The organism is Mycobacterium europaeum (assembly GCF_034555895.2).
GTDB lineage: Bacteria > Actinomycetota > Actinomycetes > Mycobacteriales > Mycobacteriaceae > Mycobacterium > Mycobacterium europaeum.
Genome location: NZ_CP157315.1, coordinates 3,203,716 through 3,219,828, shown reverse-complemented (window position 1 = coordinate 3,219,828; position 16,113 = coordinate 3,203,716). Strand labels below are relative to the sequence as shown.

Below are 16,113 nucleotides of genomic sequence, written 5' to 3'. Positions count from 1 at the left end.
AATTCACTCCTTTGCCGAGTCGTCGTCGGGGGTGGCGGTATGGGCCGGATGCGCGGGCGTGCGCCGGCTCTCTTTCAGCTGCGCTTCGTGGACGTGACGGCGTCCGCCGGTGAGGCGGTCTCGTACCAGGCGCTCGACTTCTCGGAAGCATCGGTAATAGCCGTCGTCGTATTCGTCGACAACCTGAAAGGTCCATCGGCCCGGTAAGACGTTGCGCCCGACCAGCTCGTCGCTGATGTGTTGCGCCAGGTCGGCATGTCCGAGTTCGCGCAGCCGGGCGACGGCGGCATCGAGTTGCAAGTCGGCGTGCCCGGTCAGCTGATGAAACGAGTACAGGTGTCCCCGGGCCCGCTCCACGGTCTCGAGGGCCTCGGTGACTTTGCCGACCGCCTCCGCGACCCCGTCGCGCGTTTCGCCCATGATCTTCCCCCTTGCTCGCTGTGGCATTCCCACCCGAATCCGGGCCGAACCCTCCGACGGGCTCGTTTTAGTTAAGAAAATTGATATTTAATTTACTCGGGGGAGGCGGGTGCGGCCATGGTCATATACTCGTGAACGCCTGCCTGGCAAGGGTTTTGGGGTCCCGCTTAGGCCGGGATCAGAGGGCCCTGAGTTGCCTCTTGGCGGCGCGCCGCAGCTGGATGATCCGGGCGGCGCCGACGAGCACCGTCGTGGTCGCGCCGGCCACGGCCGACAGCAGGTAGCCCACGCCCACCGGCAAGTTCCAGCGGAAGACGAGGAAATGCACGGCGATCGATTCGGTGTTCTGCGCGACGAAGGTGAGCAGAACGATGAGGATCACCAGCCCGACGACCAGCGCCCACCACGCGGCCGCCAGCCGGGTGAACGATCGCGACGACGGCTCGGGGGCAACGCGCGGCTCAGTGCTCATGCTGGTGACTAGCCCGCACGGGCGCGCGCCAAACACCCGGGGACCGCGAAACCCCTGCCGCTCCGCGCCGTTTAAACCGCCGGGTGGGGGGTACCTGGCGTCCGATGACTGTGAAACAGCTGCCGCAGCGTGTCTGGCGCGGCCGACGCAAGGTGATGCGGCTCCAGCGCGATCTGTGGCTTGCGCAATTGGCCCTCTGGCCCGCCGTGATCCTGTCAGCGGTGCTGCTGTCGGCGGCCGCGTGGGCCGTGTGGCACCGCAACTCTCGTCGGAGTCAACCCGACACGGCGGCGCCCGTCACCGATTCGTCGGTGGCCGGCGCGCCGGGGGCACCGGCCGGCCTGAGCGGCTGACGCGCCCCGCGAACAGACCCCAGGAGACGGCGGCCGACGCGAACGCGAGGAACTGGGCCGCGCCGACGCGGCCGGAGGGGACGAATAACCCCTCGACGTACCGGTCGACGAACCCGTTGGCGGGCAAGGGATTCATGGCTGCGCGGCGGCGCGCCCACGATTCCAGAGCCGTCAGCGGGCATGGCAGCTCGAGCGTGACGACGGCGACACCCCAGGCGACTGCGGCACGGTGCAGCGTGATGGTGCGTGGCCAGCGCAGGGCGAGGAAGCCGCCCACCGGCAGGTACGCCAGGTAGGCGAGGTGCATGCCGACCGTGAGGACGACGGCGGCGACATACCCTTTCCGCACGGTCAAGCCCTTCAGCCGAGGCCGCTACGGACCTGATAGCGGCGCTCGGCGTAGGCGAGGTCGTCACGCCAGAGCCTGTTGGCCGCAAAGCGCATGAGCGGCGCGATCACAGGCGCGGCCCCCGAGGCCCGCTGGAACCCCGGCCGGTCCGAATACGCGAGGGTGGCTTCCAGCACCGCGGTGCGGGGACGTCCGTCGGGGCCCAAACCGATTGGGGTGGCGTGGGTCTCGACGGTGCTGCCGGTTCCCTCACCGTCCACGATGCGCATCACGATGGTGCGCGCCTCCGGGCAGCTGAATTCCGCGACGACCGGAACGCCCAGACGGCCCATCCGGAAGGTCACCGCCACCAAGAAGCGATCGGCGTGTTCGGTCGGCGTGGTGAGCACTTCGAGCCGGGTGAACGAGTAGGGGTGAAACCATGCGCCGTGCCAGGGGTCCAGCCGGTTGGCGATGATGTCGGCGGGCTCGCACACGCCGGCCATGCGGGCGACCGCGGCCAGCGTCTCGCCGGTCGGCCTGGCGGGAATCACCGGCTCCTCCAACGGCGTTTCCCCGCCCACCTCGTCGAGCCGCACCCATACCAGCGTGCCGTCGTCGTGACCGGGCAAGGGGCTCCACCCGAACTCACGAGAATGGCCGTTCAGCGCCAATCCGTGCCACCGGCAGATCAGCGTGCCGCGGTGTACGGCCCCGGTGGCCAGATCGGCCCCCAGGTGCGGGCAACTGCGGGGGCCCACACAGAGCCGGCGTTCTTCGTCGCGCCAGGCGACGATCTCGACCCCGGCGACGCGCGCGCCGAACGGCCGGCCGGGGCGCACGTCGGCACTCCCGGCGAAAGCGAACCAGTTTCCGGTGGGCCGTTGCCGGGCCCGTTCCAGGGCGGCGTCGATGATGGCGGGCTGTGCCTCCCGGTAGGTCGGTCGCTGGTCGGCCCACGACGCGCGCGGGATCACCTGAAGGGGCCAGTCTTTGGACCGGGTCGCCGGCCACAGGTGTTGCAGCTGTTCGCGAATGTTCATCGTCGGGCACGTCCTTCGCGGGTGGCAAGCCATCGCAGCACGGGTGACCGGCCCCGGGTGGGTACGGTGACCAACGCGTGTCCGGCCAGTCCCCATTTTCTCAGCAAATGGTTCGCGGCGCACCACCCCGTGGTGGCGGCGCGCTCCATCAGAGCGACGGGCAAGTCGATGCGCACCGCGTCGCCGGCCAGCACCAGTCCGGGCTGCGGCGTGACGACGGCGGGCCGGTCCGCGTAGGACCCCGGAGAGAACAGCGGGCAATCGCTGCGATGCAGCAGTCGCTCGGAAACAACCTGCGCCGCCGCGGTTTCCGGGTAGACCTTGTGCAGTTGACGCAGCGCCGCCGCGCGGGACGGCGCGGCGTCGAGGGCATAGGAGTGCAACTCGACGACCGACCCGTGGTGCCTGCGGGACCATTGGGCGGCCTCGCGTTCGTAGCGCTCCAGCACGCTGATGTTGTCCAGCGGCTCGTGGCCGGCCGTACCCAGGAACGCCGGTCGCCGGGCGGCGACGGGCCGATCCAGCCACAGCCGGTGCACGGCGAAAGGCGGGGCGGTGCGCAGCCGGGCGATCTGTCCGCGCCAGTCATCGGTGGCCAGCTCGGTCGATGCGGCCACCACCCGCTGCAATCCCGCCACGTCGGTGGCCAGCACGACGGCGTCCGCCTCGACGTGCTCGCCGGAATCGGTCTGCACCCGGAAGGGCGCCGTCTGGCCCGGGTCGATGCGCGCTGCGCCGGTGCCGAGCCGGAAGTGCACGTCGAGCGCCTCGAGGTAGGACCGCAGCGGCTGCCAGAGCGCGGTGTCGTAGTTGGACGTCGGGACGTCGAAGATGAGGCCTTCGGAGGACCCGAGGAAGTAGATGTGGAACATGGTCGCCAACTCCGCCGCGGACAGCTTCGACGGGTCGGCGAAGAAACTGCGGGAGAACACCTCGAATGCCAGATGCCTTGCGGCCGGCGGGAACCGGATGTTCTCCAGGAAGGTCGCGGCGTCGACATGGTCGAGGCGCTCGTAGATGTCGGGCACCGACACCGCGGCCAGCGGCGCGGCCGCGCGAGCGTCGATCTCGAGGAAGTCGCGAAGCCGGAACGTGGGGCTGCGGGCGGCGAAGGCCACCGCGTTCCACGGTGGCGTGCGCGGCAGTCCCCGGAAGGTGTCGCGCCGGCCCTCCCCATCGATCAGCGGGTAGTCGTCGACGGGCGTCAGCATCCCCAAGTCGGGATCGATGCGCCCGAGCAGGGCCCGCAGGTTGTAGTACTGCCGGAAGAACGCGTGGAAGCCCCGATTCATGGCGAGGTCGGCCCCGTCGTCGTGCTCGGTCCAGCCACCCACCCGACCGCCGAGGTAATGCTCGCGCTCGACCACCTCGACGGCGACGCCGCGCTCGGCCAGGCCGGTCGCGGCGGTCAGGCCCGCGATGCCGCCGCCCACGACGACCACCCGGGGACGCGCGGTCAGCGCCCCCGCGTCCGGCAAACCTATTGCGGCGAAGTGTGTTTCGCGCCGGGGATCGGCCTGCTGAGCGTGGCCCGATCCGGTCATGACGGCGCGTCCGCCAGGAACGTGTGGACGATGTTGGCCTCCCAGCCGGGCATCGTTTCGCTGTGCACCGCGGTGAAGCCCGCATCGGCGAGGCGGGCCCGGAAGCGCGCCGCGCCGTCGAACTTCAGCACGCTGCGCCACAGGTAGCGGTACAGCGCGGTGTCCCGGGTGCGCCACCACCCGGCGGGAATGATGATGCCCCAGCACACGGCGTGCCAGATCAGGGTGGCGGCGGGGGAGTCGCGCACCGAGTATTCGTGCACGGCCAGGGTGGCGCCGGGCCGCAGCAGCGCCCGGAACTTTCGCAGTTGGCCGTCCCGGTCGGCGAGGTTGCGGATCAGGTAGGCGGCCAGGATGCCGTCGAAGGGTCCGGTGATGCCGTGTTCGGCCAGCTCCTCGACGGGAGTGTGCACGAACCGGACCGACGGGGGCCAGTCCTTCGCGGCCGCTGCCTCGAGCATGCCCCGCGAGGCGTCGACGGCGACGATCTGGGCCTCGGGGGCCACGGTCAGCAGCGCGGCCGTCGAGGCCCCGGTCCCGCATCCCAGGTCGAGCAGCCGTAAACCCTTGCCGCGGTCGCGGATTCGCATGCGGCGGGCCGAGAGCAGCAGTTGTTCGTGGTACCCGGGGCTGGCGCCCACCAAGCGGTCGTATGCCGTCGCTCCGGCGTCGAAGGCGGCCGACAACTGGCCGCGGCTGGGCCGGGCCTCACCGACGCGCACGTTGGCGTTCCCATCCCAGCAACACCGCGGTCGCCAGCGCAAAGCCGAACAAGAAGTCCTCGACGGGAATGTCGAACGGGAAGCGCAGGCCGGTGATCTGACGAGGGTCATAGCTGACGATGGGCGAGCTGAGCTTGGTCAGCCAGCCATCGACGGGGACCTGGAAGCCGAGAACGATCAACATCGACAGCCAATAGGCCGGACGCCGGAACAGCCCGGTGCGCAACACCGCCAATTCCAGTGCGCACACGGCGAACACGGCCGCCACGGCCGGAACCGTGTAACCCAGCCCGGTCATCGCCGGTTCACCCTATCCAGGATGGTGGTCACGGCGTTGTAGGTCAGCAGCGCGCAGATCGGGATGACGATGAAGAACAGCACCTCCTCGATCGGCACCCGGAACGGGATGCTCAGGCCGGTGATGTAGGCGCTGTTGTAGGTCCACACACGCGCGGCCACGGCGATCTCGTCCCAGACCAGAAACACCACTGCCACGGGGAAGACCGCGATCACGAGGCGGCGCCATTGCCGGTAGACGCCGGGACCGAACATCTCCAGGGGGGCGGTGATCGCCAGGCATGCGGCCAGGACCAAAAGATATTGCCAGCGATCGGTCATGCGGCCCCCGGAGGATCCGAAACACCGGGCGAACTGTTGCGCGCCCGCCACGACCGTATCAGCCCGATTCCGCCGACCTGCAGCCTTCGAGCCCTGCCGACCGTGGCCCGGCGACTGAACACGGCGAAATCGCTTTGTTCGATGCGGTCCAGGATTTCGGAGTACAGCGTCGCCGCCGCCGCCACGCACGGTTGCGAGCGGGGGCTGAGCATGGCGATGCCAGCGTCGGCGAATCGGTAAGTCTCCCTGGTGATCTCGTGCTGAGCGGCCAGCGCCGTGCGGACCCGCGGGTCGGTGCGTCGATTCTGGTGACACCAGGTCAACAGCTCGCGGTCGACCCCGTGGGCTGCGAGTTCGTCGGCCGGCAGGTAGACCCGCCCGCGCAGCAGGTCTTCGTCGACGTCGCGCAGGAAGTTGGTGAGCTGAAACGCCCTGCCCAGCGCGGCGGCGTAGGGTGCGGCCTCCTCGACCGGCGTCACCGTGCCCAGTACCGGAAGCACTTGCAGGCCAATGGCTTCGGCGGATCCGCGCATGTAGAGGTTGAGCGCCGCGCGGTCGGGATAGTCGGTGATCGTGAGATCCATCCGCATCGAGGCGAGGAAGTCGTCGAACAGCCCGGTGTCGATCCGGTAGCGGCGCGCCGTGTGGGTGACCGCGGCGAGCACGGGATCGTCGAGATGGTCTCCGCCCGCGAAGAACTTGTCGGCCAACTGCTGGAGCCTCATGCCGCGAATATCGGTGCTCAGCCCGGGATCCAGGTCGTCGAGGATGTCGTCGGCGTAGCGGGCGAAACCGTACAGGGCGTGCACCGCCGGCCGCTGGTCGGGCGCCAGTAGCCGGGTGGCCAGGAAGAAGGTGCGGCCGTGCGCGGCGTTGAGTTCGCGACACCGCCGATATCCCTCGCGCAGCCGCGGATCGTCGATTCCGGCCGCGCCCAACTCGCTGCGGATCATGTCAGCCCGGCTCCCATGTCGTGATGTTTCGGCATTCGGTTGGCGCGGCCACTACCCGGGCCGGTGATGCGGTCGGCGGCGAGTCGGCCCGAGATCAGGGTCGTGGGGACGCCGACGCCGGGCACCGTCGACGACCCGGCCAGCACCGCGTTGTCGACGCCGCGCACCATGTTGGCCGGCCGGAATGGACCGGTCTGCGCGAAGGTGTGGGCCAGCGCGAAGGGGCTGCCCGCGGCCATGCCCTGCCGCGCCCAGTCGGCCGGCGTGACGACGTCCAATACCGTTGCGCTGTCGGGCAGGCCGGGCAGCAGCCGGGCCGCGACGTCGTCGATGAGGGTGTCGACATACGGCTTGCCCGCACTGCCCCAGTCGATGTCCCCGCGATCCAGGTTCGGCGCCGGGGCAAGCACGTAGAGCAGATCGTGCCCGTCCGGGGCGAGTGTCGGGTCGCTGGCGGTGGGGCGGGTGACCAGCAGCGACGGGTCCCGCATCAGCCGTCCGTCGCGGATGATGTCGGTGAAGGTCTGGTCCCAGGAATCACCGAACAGGATGGTGTGATGCGCGGTCTCCGACGGAACCCGGCGACAGCCCAGATGAGCCACCACCGCCGACGGCGCCGGCCGCAGCCGCAGGGGCCGACGCGGGGTGCGGCCCAATAACGCGTAGGTCTGCGGCAATTCGGTGGTCAGCACCACCGCGTCGCACGCGATCGGGTCCAGGCGATCCGTTCGCACCGCGCTGACCCGCGACCCGACCCGATCGAATCCGGTCACCGTGGCGTTGTAGCGGAATTGGACCCCGGCCTCGGCGGCCGCCCCGGCCAGCGCGTCGGGCAGCGCGCGAACCCCGCCGCGCGGAAAGAACACTCCCGCGATGGTGTCCATGTAGGCGATGACCGCGTACACCGCCAGCGCGTTCCGCGGCGCCACCCCCGCGTACAGCGATTGAAACGTGAAGACCCGCTGCAGCCGGGGATCGCTGATGTGGCGCTTGACCATCCGATCCCACTTGCGGAACCCGCCGATCGCGGCCAGCCGCGCCAATTGCGGCGTGAGCAGCGACAGCGGGGAGTCGAAATTGGCGGCGATGAACCCGTCGAATTCGATCCGGTACAACCGATTCAGCCACTCGCGCAACCGACGGTAACCCGCAGCCTGCCCGAAGCCGGCGAATTCTTCAATGGCGGTCGCCATCCGGTCCGCATCGGTGTGGACGTCGAGCGCGCTGCCGTCGGCGAACACCGCCCGGTAGGCCGGATCAAGCGGCAGCAGCTCCAGTCGGCCCGATCGGCTGCGGCCCACGGCCGCGAAAGTCTCGTCGATGATGTCGGTCATCGTCAGCACCGTCGGCCCGGTGTCGATGCGGTAGCCGTCGATGTCGAGCCGGCCCGCGCGCCCGCCCGGCCATGGCTGGCGCTCGACCACCGTCACCGCGCGCCCCCGGCCGGCCAGATGCAACGCGGCGGACAGCCCCGCCAGGCCGGCGCCGATCACCACCACGCGCTCGCTGCGTCCTTCGATGGTCCGCATGTCAGCATGCTCCCAAACTTGTGGCCTTCATTCGACGCGATCCGTACATGCGGTCGCCATGTCGTTCAGCGTGGCACGGACCTGCTCGTCGATCGACGCGTCGCCAAGGTGTTGCCGTGCGGCCGCGACCCGGTCGCTGATCATCTCCTCGATCAGGTCGACGGCCCCGGTCGAGACGATCAGCGCCTTCCACCGGTCGAGGGCCTCGGCGTCGAGGACGCGGGCGGTCATCAGCTCCGTCAGCTCGGCCCGGGCCGGCGGAGCGGCCAGCTGGTGCGCGGTCACCACGAGGCTGGTCGCCTTGCGTTCCAGCAGGTCACCGCCGCAGGGCTTCCCGGTGGTCGCCGGCGAGCCGAAGACGCCGAGGACGTCGTCGCGAAGTTGGAACGCCTCGCCGACGGCCGCGCCGTAGCGGCCGAGCTGTGTCAGCGTTCGGTCGTCGCAATCGGACATCGCCGCGCCGATCTCCAGCGGTCGCCGCACGGTGTAGTTGCCGGACTTGCGCCGCGCCACGTCCAGCACGGTCTCCAGGGACGGCATCTGCCGGACATCGCTGGTCAGGTCCGCGAACTGCCCCACTGCCAGCTCGGTCCTCATCGTGTCGTAGCGTGGCCACGCCCGCTGCAGCCGCCGGGGTTCGACACCGCTTTCGCGCAGCATCTGCTCGGACCAGATCAGGCAGAGGTCACCGAGCAGGACGGCGGCCGACTCACCGAACCGCCGTGACGAGCCGGACATCCCGCGCTCGCGGTGCCATCGGGCGAATTGCAGGTGCGCCGCCGGACGTCCCCGCCGCTCGGTCGACCCGTCCATGACGTCGTCCTGCAACAGGGCGAAGACATGGAGTAACTCGAAACTGGCCGCCGCCCGCAACGCCGCCTCGTCGGGTGCGGCACCGCACAGCCATCCCAGGTACACGAACATCGACCGCAGGCACTTGCCGCCGGATACGAACGCCGTCAAGATCTCGCCCGCGGCATGAATGCGCGTGTCGTCCAGTTCCGCACGGCGCGGGCCGACGAAGTCGACGAGGTGGGCAAGCACCGCTTGCCGCACCCCGGTTCGCCACTCGGTGAAGTTGGCCGTGCCGGTCGATTCGGTCGCGATCACCGGCGACTCGGTGGCGGGCGTCAACGACAAAGCACCCATCTTGGCCACGCGCTTCCTCCTGGACGGCTTGGCATTCCCAGGCAAGAACCGCTCAAACGCCCGCGATCGTGCCCGTCGACCCCGTTCTGGGATGCCACTACCTTCAATAACTTAAACGTTAACTTACTGAACTTCATCGTTCTTGGCCAGCCGTGGCGCATGGTTTGGTGAGCTGCGGCCGCGGCCCGTCCCGTCCTCACGGTTGTTGGAACGAGGCGGCGTCGCGCGCAGTTCAATCTGTTAACCGTTAACAAACTGAATGAAAGACTGCGTTTAGGGATATGCTGCACACCGTTATGGACGCTGACGAACAGCGCGGGCGCCGAGACGCGCTGGAGTCGCTGATCTCGGCCGATCTGCGGGAGATTTCTACCGAATCCGACCAGATCGGCCGTCAGTTCGCGACATCACATAGCCTGCGGCCCAACGACTTCCGGGCGTTGATGTACATCATGGTGGCAGAGACGGCGGGGCGGCCGATGACCTCAGGTGACCTCAGCCATCGGATGGGGTTGTCCGGCTCGGCCATCACCTACCTGGTGGACCGGTTGATCAATTCCGGCCACATTCGGCGCGACTCCCATCCCGACGATCGTCGCAAGGTGATCCTGCGGCACGGTGAATCCGGCCTTTCCACCGCCCGGTCGTTCTTCAGCCCACTGGCCGCCCACACCCGCGTCGCCCTCGAGGAGTTACCCGACGCCGACCTGATCGCCGCACATCGGGTGTTCGCCGCGCTGATCTGCGCGATGCGGCGATTTCAGGGCGAGCTGGGCGCCGCAGGGCGTTGACCGGCGATCTCAGGTCGGTCGACATCGACGGCCGCGCGCAGAACCAGTAGCAACAACCGGGCGGGGAAGCGCAGATGATCGGCCGGCGGTGGGCCGCGTGAACGGTCTGCCGGCCGTGACGCGCGGCTGAAACGCAAGAGCCGGAGCGGACTTCGGATATCGGAGCCGCGGCCGGGTGTTTTCCTCGGCGGGAAAGGGGAATCCGCCGCCGGTGAGCGTTTCCGATCTTGTCGCGTTGCCCTTCCAGTGGGGCTCGGCCCTCCGGGGCAAACGGTTGTTCCATCCCGTCGGAGTGTTGGCCGAAGGCTTCATCGAGCGCGCCGCTCCCGCGGGGGAGGGGCTGCCCATCTCGTCCTGCGAGGTCGTCGCGCGGGTGTCGAAGGCCAGTGGCACCCCGGGGGCGTTGCCCGACTTCATCGGGCTGGCCTTCCGGGTCGCACCGCCGCAGGCGACGGGCCCATGGGACATCCTGGTCGTCTCGTCGGGATCGGGGATGCTGTCCCGGGCGCTGGCACTGCGGCCGGCCCTCTCGTGGAGCGGCCAGACCCTGACCACCCTGATGCCGCTGCACTATCAGGGGGCCAATTGGTGGCTGCGAGCCCGGATCGAGAGCGAGATCGGCGGTTCGGGCCTTTCGCTGGACGGCATCCGCAGGCGACTCGAGCACGACGCGATCGACGTCTCGCTCGACCAGGCCTGTGGCGGAGCCGATTTCACCCCGCTGGGCCGGCTCACGCTGACCCGCGTCGTCGACCCCCGACGCGCACCGGACGTGTCGTTCGACCCCGTCATCAACACCGCGCCCGGCGTAAGCCTGCATCCGCGGTGGCTCGCCGATCTGCGCGCCCGCGCGTACCGGCGCAGCCGGCACGGCAGAGACGCGGACTAGGAGGCGCGATGTCGCCCCGGGGGCCGCTCACCGCGCGGCGGGATGCCGTGACCTGTCAGGGCAGCGTGGTGATGGTGCCGGCCGTCTCGAGCTCGGTGTAATAGCTTCCGCCCGGGTAGAAGTCGGGTGTGGTCGTGCCCGCGACCATGTCGGCGATCCAGCCCCGGGTCAGGCCCCACACCGCCTCGATGTTGGCCGGCTTCGGACGGCCGCACACCAGGTTTTCGTAAAGGGGTGAGGAGGGACCGAGCGCGTCACCGTGCGCTCCGGTCGTGACTTTCACCCCGTGGAACGGCCGGTCCGCCAGATACCGCTCGATCGCCTTGGTGCCACGTTGGAAGTAGTTGCAGAGCAGATGTGGCGACGCCGTGGCGTAGACGGGCAGTGGGGTGCCTGCCAGGCCCGCCAGCGCCTCATCGGTATTGGAACCGATGAACGACTTCACGCCGTCCTCGCTGACGATGCCGCGCAGTTGGGCGAAGGCGGCCGGGTAGGTGCTGTGCAGGCGCTCGGCGACATACTCAACGGCCTCGGCCCCCGCCGAATGTCCCACGAAGACCACCTTGTCGGGCAACGGCGTCACCGGTCGGCCGGCGTCAGCCGCCGCCCTCGCGAAGGACGTCGCCAACGCGCCGTTCGGGTCGTCTTTGTGGGCGAAGACGTCGGCGATGTTGTCCAGGAAGCCCCTGTTGTCGATCAGGTGCTCCACGGTGCAGCCGAACGCGCTGAGGGTGGGCAGCGTGGTTGCCACGACGACGTACCCGCGGTCGGCGAGTTCGGCCCCGAACGTGGACCACACCTTCTTGCCCTCGACGAACCCGTGCTGTAGCCAAACCAGTCCCGTGGGCGGCGTGCTGGGTAGATACCACGTCGTCGGCGCCGCCTGGGTGGTGCTTGCGCAGGCGATGTCGGTCGCGCTGTCGGCCTCGGTGGACTCGGCCCGGGCGTAGCGCGGGGCGAGCACCATCGCGGCCACCGCGACCACGCCCATCACGACCGCGCCGGTCCGGCGGGCGTGCCGGGCCAGCGCTCCTGAGATCATTAAGAAATTGAATCATTTCTGGATGCCGGTCGGGCATGATCAGGCGCGATTGCCCGAGATGTTCCGATCAGCCCTCGCGCCCGAGCAGGTGCCGCAGCGCCTGCTCGAGGTCGGGGTGGCGGAACCGGTGTCCGGCCGCGGTGAGCTTCTGCGGAGCCACCCGTTGGCTGGCGCACGCGAGCTCGCGGGCGCCCTGCTCGCCGAGCAGCACCCGGGGCCCGAGCGAGGGCACCGGCAACACCGCGGGCCGGTGCATGACGCGGGCCAGGGTGGCGGTGTATTCGCTGTTGCGAACCGGGTGCGGCGCAACGGCGTTCACCGGCCCGGACAGGGCGTTGTCCCACAGCGCGCGGTGATACACGTCGACGAGGTCATCGATCCCGATCCACGAGAGCCATTGCCGGCCGTCGCCCAGCCGGCCGCCCAGCCCGGCGCCGAACAACGGGCGCATCAGCTTCAGCGTGCCGCCGAGCGGCGACTGCACGATGCCGGTGCGCACCGGCACCACCCGCACTCCGGCCTGTTGCGCGGGCGCGGTCGCCGCCTCCCAGTCGGCCACGACATCGGCGAGAAAGCCGTCACCGCGGCCGCTGTCCTCGGTGAGGATGTCGTCGCCCCGGTCGTATCCGTAGTAGCCGATCGCCGATGCGGTGACCAGCACGGCCGGCCGCCGCGGGGTGCGGGCCAGCGCCTCGGCGAGTCGGCGGGTTGGGCCAATCCTGCTGTCGCGGATGGCGTTTCGATGCTTCTCGGTGAACCGGCCGGCGATCGAGGCGCCGGCCAGGTGGATGACCGCGTCTACCCCCTCGAACAGGCCGGGGTCTGGCCGGTCGGGATTCCACTCCCGCTCGCCGCCGCCGCGGGCGGGGCCGCGGACCAACCGGATGACGCGATGGCCGCCGGTGCTCAGGAACGCCGACAACGCCGAACCCACCAACCCCGACGCCCCGGTGACCGCGATCGTCAGCGGCGACAGGCCGTTCTCGGCGGCCAGCCGGTGCGCGGCCAGATCATCGGCCAGCTGACGGTGCCGGTAGGTGAACATGGGGCGCAGTAACGAGCCGGGCACCGGCGTGTCGACCCGGTCGATGACCCTGGTGCGGCCGTCGCCGACGTCTTCGAAATCGTGGGTGTGCCGCCAGCGCACCGCGGTTCGCGCCGGCAGCGCTGCCAGCCCGTCACCACCGATCGCGTCGACGAAGCGCCGCGGCGGGTCGTATCCGTCGGCCTGGTGCACGGCGACCCAGCGCAGGCCGCCCGGAAGCGCCAACGTCGCCCGACCGTCCTTGAGCGAGGTGGCCTCCGTGACCAGCCGCATGGGCTGCCACGGCGGCGAGAGCCGGGTGAAAGCGCCCGGTCTGGCGTGCCAGGCAAAGACCTCAGCGATCGGCGCGTCGACCACGCTCGAATATTCCAACCCCATACTGCAGGTTAGCGGTCGGGCAAGGCGTGCTCAACGATGGGCATGCGCGGATGGGGCTGGCGCTCGCCCCGCTTGGCCGCCAGATACACCTGCGCGGTTTCCTCGGCCACGGTCTTCCAGTCGAAAGCCGAGGTGAGTCGGTCGCGGGCGGCGCGGGCGCGCCGCTGGGCGGCTTCCGGATCGTCGAGCACCACCCGTACGGCAGCGGCCAGTCCGGCGACGTCGCGGGGCGCACACGACACCCCGGTCCGGCCGTTGATGACAGCCTCGCCCAGGCCGCCGATGTTCGACGTCACCAGCGGGGTGCCCGCCGCGGCGGCCTCCAGCGCGACGATCCCGAACGGCTCGTAGTGGCTGGGGAGGACGGCGGCATCGACCCGGTGCAGCACCGGGAGTAGCTCGGCATGGTCGAGATGGCCGGCGAACCGGATTGCCTTGAGCACCCGATGCTTTCGGGCCTGCTCGATGAGCCACTCCTGCTGGGTGCCCTCCCCGGCGATGGTCAGTGTGGTCCCGGGATGGGTACGCCTGATCCGCGGCAGGGCGGCGATGACGTCGTGCACGCCCTTCTCGTACTCGAGGCGCCCGAGGTAGAGCAGTTCGGCGGGACCGGTGCGCGGCCGGCGCTCGGCGAACGGCCAGCGCGCGGCGTCGATACCGTTGCGGATGACCGTGATTGCGGCCAGCCCGGGGCCGAACAGTTCGGTGATCTCGTCGGCCATCGACGCCGAACACGTGATCAGCGAGTCGGATTCGCGCACCAACCACGACTCGACGGCGTGCACCTGCCGGCTGATGGAACCGGACACCCAGCCGGAGTGCCGCCCGGCCTCGGTGGCGTGAATGGTGGAAACCATTGGCACGTCGTAGAACTGGGCGAGGGCGATCGCGGGATGGGCGACCAGCCAGTCGTGCGCGTGCACCACGTCGGGGCGCCACGGCCGGTGGCTGCCCCGCTTCTTCAGCGACAGCCCGGCGCGGACCATGGAATGGCCCATGGCCAGCGTCCACGCCATCATGTCGGCGCCGAAGCAGAATTCGTGCGGGTCCTGTGCGGCCGCGATCACGCGCACACCGTCGACCACCTCGTCGGACGACGGGTGGGTGCTGGGGTCGGTGCCCGAGGGGCGACGGGACAGCACGACGACCTCGTGGCCGGCCGAGGCCAGCGCGGTGGACAGGTGGTGCACGTGCCGGCCGAGGCCGCCGATCACCACCGGCGGGTACTCCCACGACACCATCAGGATCTTCACGCGGCCAACCACCTCATCGGGGCAGCCTGCGCGCGTCGAGCGCGCCGAACAGGCCGTCGGCGCGGTTCCAACCCTCGGCCAGCCGGCCGGCGGTGTCCCGCCGCCCGGACGCCAGCGCCCCGGCGATCTCGCGGGTGGCGTGGGCGTGCAGATGCGCGCGGTAGCGCGCGTAGTCGGCGGCCGAGTCCTTGCTGACCATGAACGGCCAGTCGCTGGAGACCGTGAGCAGCGTCTCGCGCAGGATCTGGTCGGCCACGTGGTCGCGGGGGAGCGGCCCGTCCAGCGAGGCCCGCTGCGACAACGCCTTGTCCACGGTGCTCAGCGCCGTGTCGACCACTTCGGCGTTGAGCTGGACGAGATCGGCCACCTTGTCACCGGCCCACACCTGCCAGTCCTTGCCGGACCCCCACGAACTGGGCGGCAAAGCCACTGCGCGCCCGACGTATCCGTCGGCGATGGCGTCGCTCAGCGTGCCCACCCGCACGCCGGCGGCGGGCAGGGCGCGCAGCACCCGCGCCAGCCACGTCGGGCCCTCGTACCACCAATGGCCGAACAGCTCGGTGTCGAAGGCGGCCACCACGTGGGCGGGCCGCCCGATCCGTTCCGATTCGCTCGCCAGCCGGTTGCGGACCACGTCGACGAAATCGGCGACATGAACGTCGACCGCATGGTCGGCGCGCTCGGGATCGTAGGGTGCCTTCCCCTCGGACGGCACGTTGCGGCCGGTCACCCGCGCCGGCTTCAGCCCGGTGAGGTGGTCGTAGGTGTGGAAGTCGCGGTAGGCGGCGTGCCCCGGGTAGCCGGACTTCGGCGACCAGACCCGGTAGCTCACCTGCAGGTCGCGCCCGAACGCGACCACGTCGGTGTCGCCGACGGGACGGCCCAGCGCGGTGTCGCCGTGCAGCGACGGCCCGTCGACCATGAAATGGGTGACACCCGCCGCCGCGTAACCGTCCTCCAGGCCCGGGGCGTACGCACATTCGGGCGCCCAGATGCCGCTCGGGCGATGCGCCATCCGCTGCTGGGGATCGGCCAGCCCCTCGCTGAGCGCGAACTCGCGGAGCCGCGGCGCGAGCAGCGGCTGGAACGGGTGGGCCAGCGGGCCGCCGAGCAACTCCACCGTGCCGGCGTCGATCAGGCCGCGCAACAGCGGACTCCCGCCGTGCCGCCATTGGGTGGCGAACTCCTCGAGCGCCCGATCCGCTTCGGCACATTCCCGAATCCCCAAGGCCCGCAACGCTTCCGGTGTGCATGACTGGAAACCGGCCGACTTCGACCGGGCTGCGGACCGCACGCTGGCGGCCTCGGCCGCCCGCAGCCGCCAGTTGGCCAGCCAGTGGTGCATGCCGTCGAGGCAGTACGGGTCGTCCAGTTGCGCGTTGACCACCGGAGTGACCCCGAGGGTCACCAGCCCGCGACGGTCCTCGTCGGCGAGCGCGGTCAGCACCCGCATCAGCGGCAGGTAGGCCGCCGCCCACGACTGATAGAGCCACTCCTCGCCGACCGGCCACCGGCCATGGTGGGCCAGCCACGGCAGGTGGGTGTGCAGGACCAGGGTGAACATGCCGGGCACCCGGTCATGCG

At 70.0% G+C, this 16,113-nt stretch carries 17 protein-coding genes; 2 read left to right on the top strand and 15 right to left on the bottom strand.

Annotation, left to right across the window (positions count from 1 at the left end; all coding sequences use genetic code 11):
• Positions 1-3: 3 nt before the first annotated feature.
• The 11 genes from U8D42_RS14545 to U8D42_RS14495 all read right to left on the bottom strand — a co-directional run bounded on the left by U8D42_RS14545 (position 4) and on the right by U8D42_RS14495 (position 9,131).
• Entirely contained in the window at positions 4-420 is a 417-nt protein-coding gene (locus U8D42_RS14545) for a hypothetical protein (protein ID WP_322859896.1), read from the bottom strand.
• A 178-nt stretch (positions 421-598) separates the two neighbouring features.
• Positions 599-892 (bottom strand): LapA family protein, encoded by a 294-nt coding sequence (locus U8D42_RS14540; protein ID WP_322859897.1) that lies wholly within the window; start codon positions 890-892, stop codon positions 599-601.
• A 297-nt stretch (positions 893-1,189) separates the two neighbouring features.
• Positions 1,190-1,594: a DUF2784 domain-containing protein gene (locus U8D42_RS14535; RefSeq protein WP_322860172.1), complete on the bottom strand. Its 405-nt coding sequence runs from the start codon at positions 1,592-1,594 to the stop codon at positions 1,190-1,192.
• A gap of 11 nt (positions 1,595-1,605) precedes the next feature.
• Positions 1,606-2,616 (bottom strand): DUF5914 domain-containing protein, encoded by a 1,011-nt coding sequence (locus tag U8D42_RS14530; RefSeq protein ID WP_322859898.1) that lies wholly within the window; start codon positions 2,614-2,616, stop codon positions 1,606-1,608.
• Positions 2,613-4,160 carry an NAD(P)/FAD-dependent oxidoreductase gene (locus U8D42_RS14525; RefSeq protein ID WP_322859899.1) on the bottom strand — a complete coding sequence of 516 codons (1,548 nt, stop codon included), beginning with the start codon at positions 4,158-4,160 and terminating at the stop codon, positions 2,613-2,615. The genes U8D42_RS14530 and U8D42_RS14525 overlap by 4 nt, the downstream gene beginning before the upstream one ends.
• Positions 4,157-4,882, bottom strand: coding sequence for a class I SAM-dependent methyltransferase (locus U8D42_RS14520; RefSeq protein WP_322859900.1), 726 nt, complete (start codon positions 4,880-4,882; stop codon positions 4,157-4,159). The genes U8D42_RS14525 and U8D42_RS14520 overlap by 4 nt, the downstream gene beginning before the upstream one ends.
• Complete coding sequence (locus U8D42_RS14515) at positions 4,869-5,180, bottom strand: lycopene cyclase domain-containing protein (RefSeq protein ID WP_085241086.1); 312 nt, start codon at positions 5,178-5,180, stop codon at positions 4,869-4,871. The genes U8D42_RS14520 and U8D42_RS14515 overlap by 14 nt, the downstream gene beginning before the upstream one ends.
• Positions 5,177-5,500, bottom strand: a complete 324-nt coding sequence (locus U8D42_RS14510; RefSeq protein ID WP_322859901.1) for a lycopene cyclase domain-containing protein — start codon at positions 5,498-5,500, stop codon at positions 5,177-5,179. Before U8D42_RS14510 ends, U8D42_RS14515 begins: the two co-directional genes overlap by 4 nt.
• Positions 5,497-6,453: a phytoene/squalene synthase family protein gene (locus U8D42_RS14505; protein ID WP_322859902.1), complete on the bottom strand. Its 957-nt coding sequence runs from the start codon at positions 6,451-6,453 to the stop codon at positions 5,497-5,499. The genes U8D42_RS14510 and U8D42_RS14505 overlap by 4 nt, the downstream gene beginning before the upstream one ends.
• Positions 6,450-7,982: a phytoene desaturase family protein gene (gene crtI, locus U8D42_RS14500; protein ID WP_322859903.1), complete on the bottom strand. Its 1,533-nt coding sequence runs from the start codon at positions 7,980-7,982 to the stop codon at positions 6,450-6,452. The genes U8D42_RS14505 and crtI overlap by 4 nt, the downstream gene beginning before the upstream one ends.
• 27 nt (positions 7,983-8,009) lie before the next feature.
• Complete coding sequence (locus U8D42_RS14495; RefSeq protein ID WP_322860173.1) at positions 8,010-9,131, bottom strand: polyprenyl synthetase family protein; 1,122 nt, start codon at positions 9,129-9,131, stop codon at positions 8,010-8,012.
• A gap of 281 nt (positions 9,132-9,412) precedes the next feature.
• Here U8D42_RS14495 and U8D42_RS14490 point away from each other — a divergent pair, with 281 nt between their 5' ends.
• Both U8D42_RS14490 and U8D42_RS14485 read left to right on the top strand, forming a co-directional pair.
• Complete coding sequence (locus U8D42_RS14490; protein ID WP_085241078.1) at positions 9,413-9,922, top strand: MarR family winged helix-turn-helix transcriptional regulator; 510 nt, start codon at positions 9,413-9,415, stop codon at positions 9,920-9,922.
• Positions 9,923-10,133: 211 nt separating this feature from the next.
• On the top strand, positions 10,134-10,811 hold the full coding sequence (locus U8D42_RS14485; protein ID WP_322859904.1) for a phosphodiesterase: 678 nt from the start codon (positions 10,134-10,136) through the stop codon (positions 10,809-10,811).
• 55 nt (positions 10,812-10,866) lie between these two features.
• Here the strand turns inward: U8D42_RS14485 and U8D42_RS14480 are convergent, their stop codons facing one another.
• The 4 genes from U8D42_RS14480 to U8D42_RS14465 form a co-directional block, all read right to left on the bottom strand.
• A complete protein-coding gene (locus tag U8D42_RS14480; RefSeq protein ID WP_322859905.1) occupies positions 10,867-11,853 on the bottom strand; it encodes a hypothetical protein in 987 nt (328 codons plus the stop codon).
• A gap of 67 nt (positions 11,854-11,920) precedes the next feature.
• The gene (locus U8D42_RS14475) at positions 11,921-13,276 is read right to left on the bottom strand and encodes a TIGR01777 family oxidoreductase (protein WP_085241072.1); all 1,356 of its coding nucleotides are present in this window, start codon (positions 13,274-13,276) and stop codon (positions 11,921-11,923) included.
• Between the two features lie 8 nt (positions 13,277-13,284).
• On the bottom strand, positions 13,285-14,529 hold the full coding sequence (locus tag U8D42_RS14470; protein WP_322859906.1) for a glycosyltransferase family 4 protein: 1,245 nt from the start codon (positions 14,527-14,529) through the stop codon (positions 13,285-13,287).
• A 13-nt stretch (positions 14,530-14,542) separates the two neighbouring features.
• Positions 14,543-16,093, bottom strand: a complete 1,551-nt coding sequence (locus U8D42_RS14465; RefSeq protein WP_090423443.1) for a 1,4-alpha-glucan branching protein domain-containing protein — start codon at positions 16,091-16,093, stop codon at positions 14,543-14,545.
• Between the last annotated feature and the right edge of the window lie 20 nt (positions 16,094-16,113).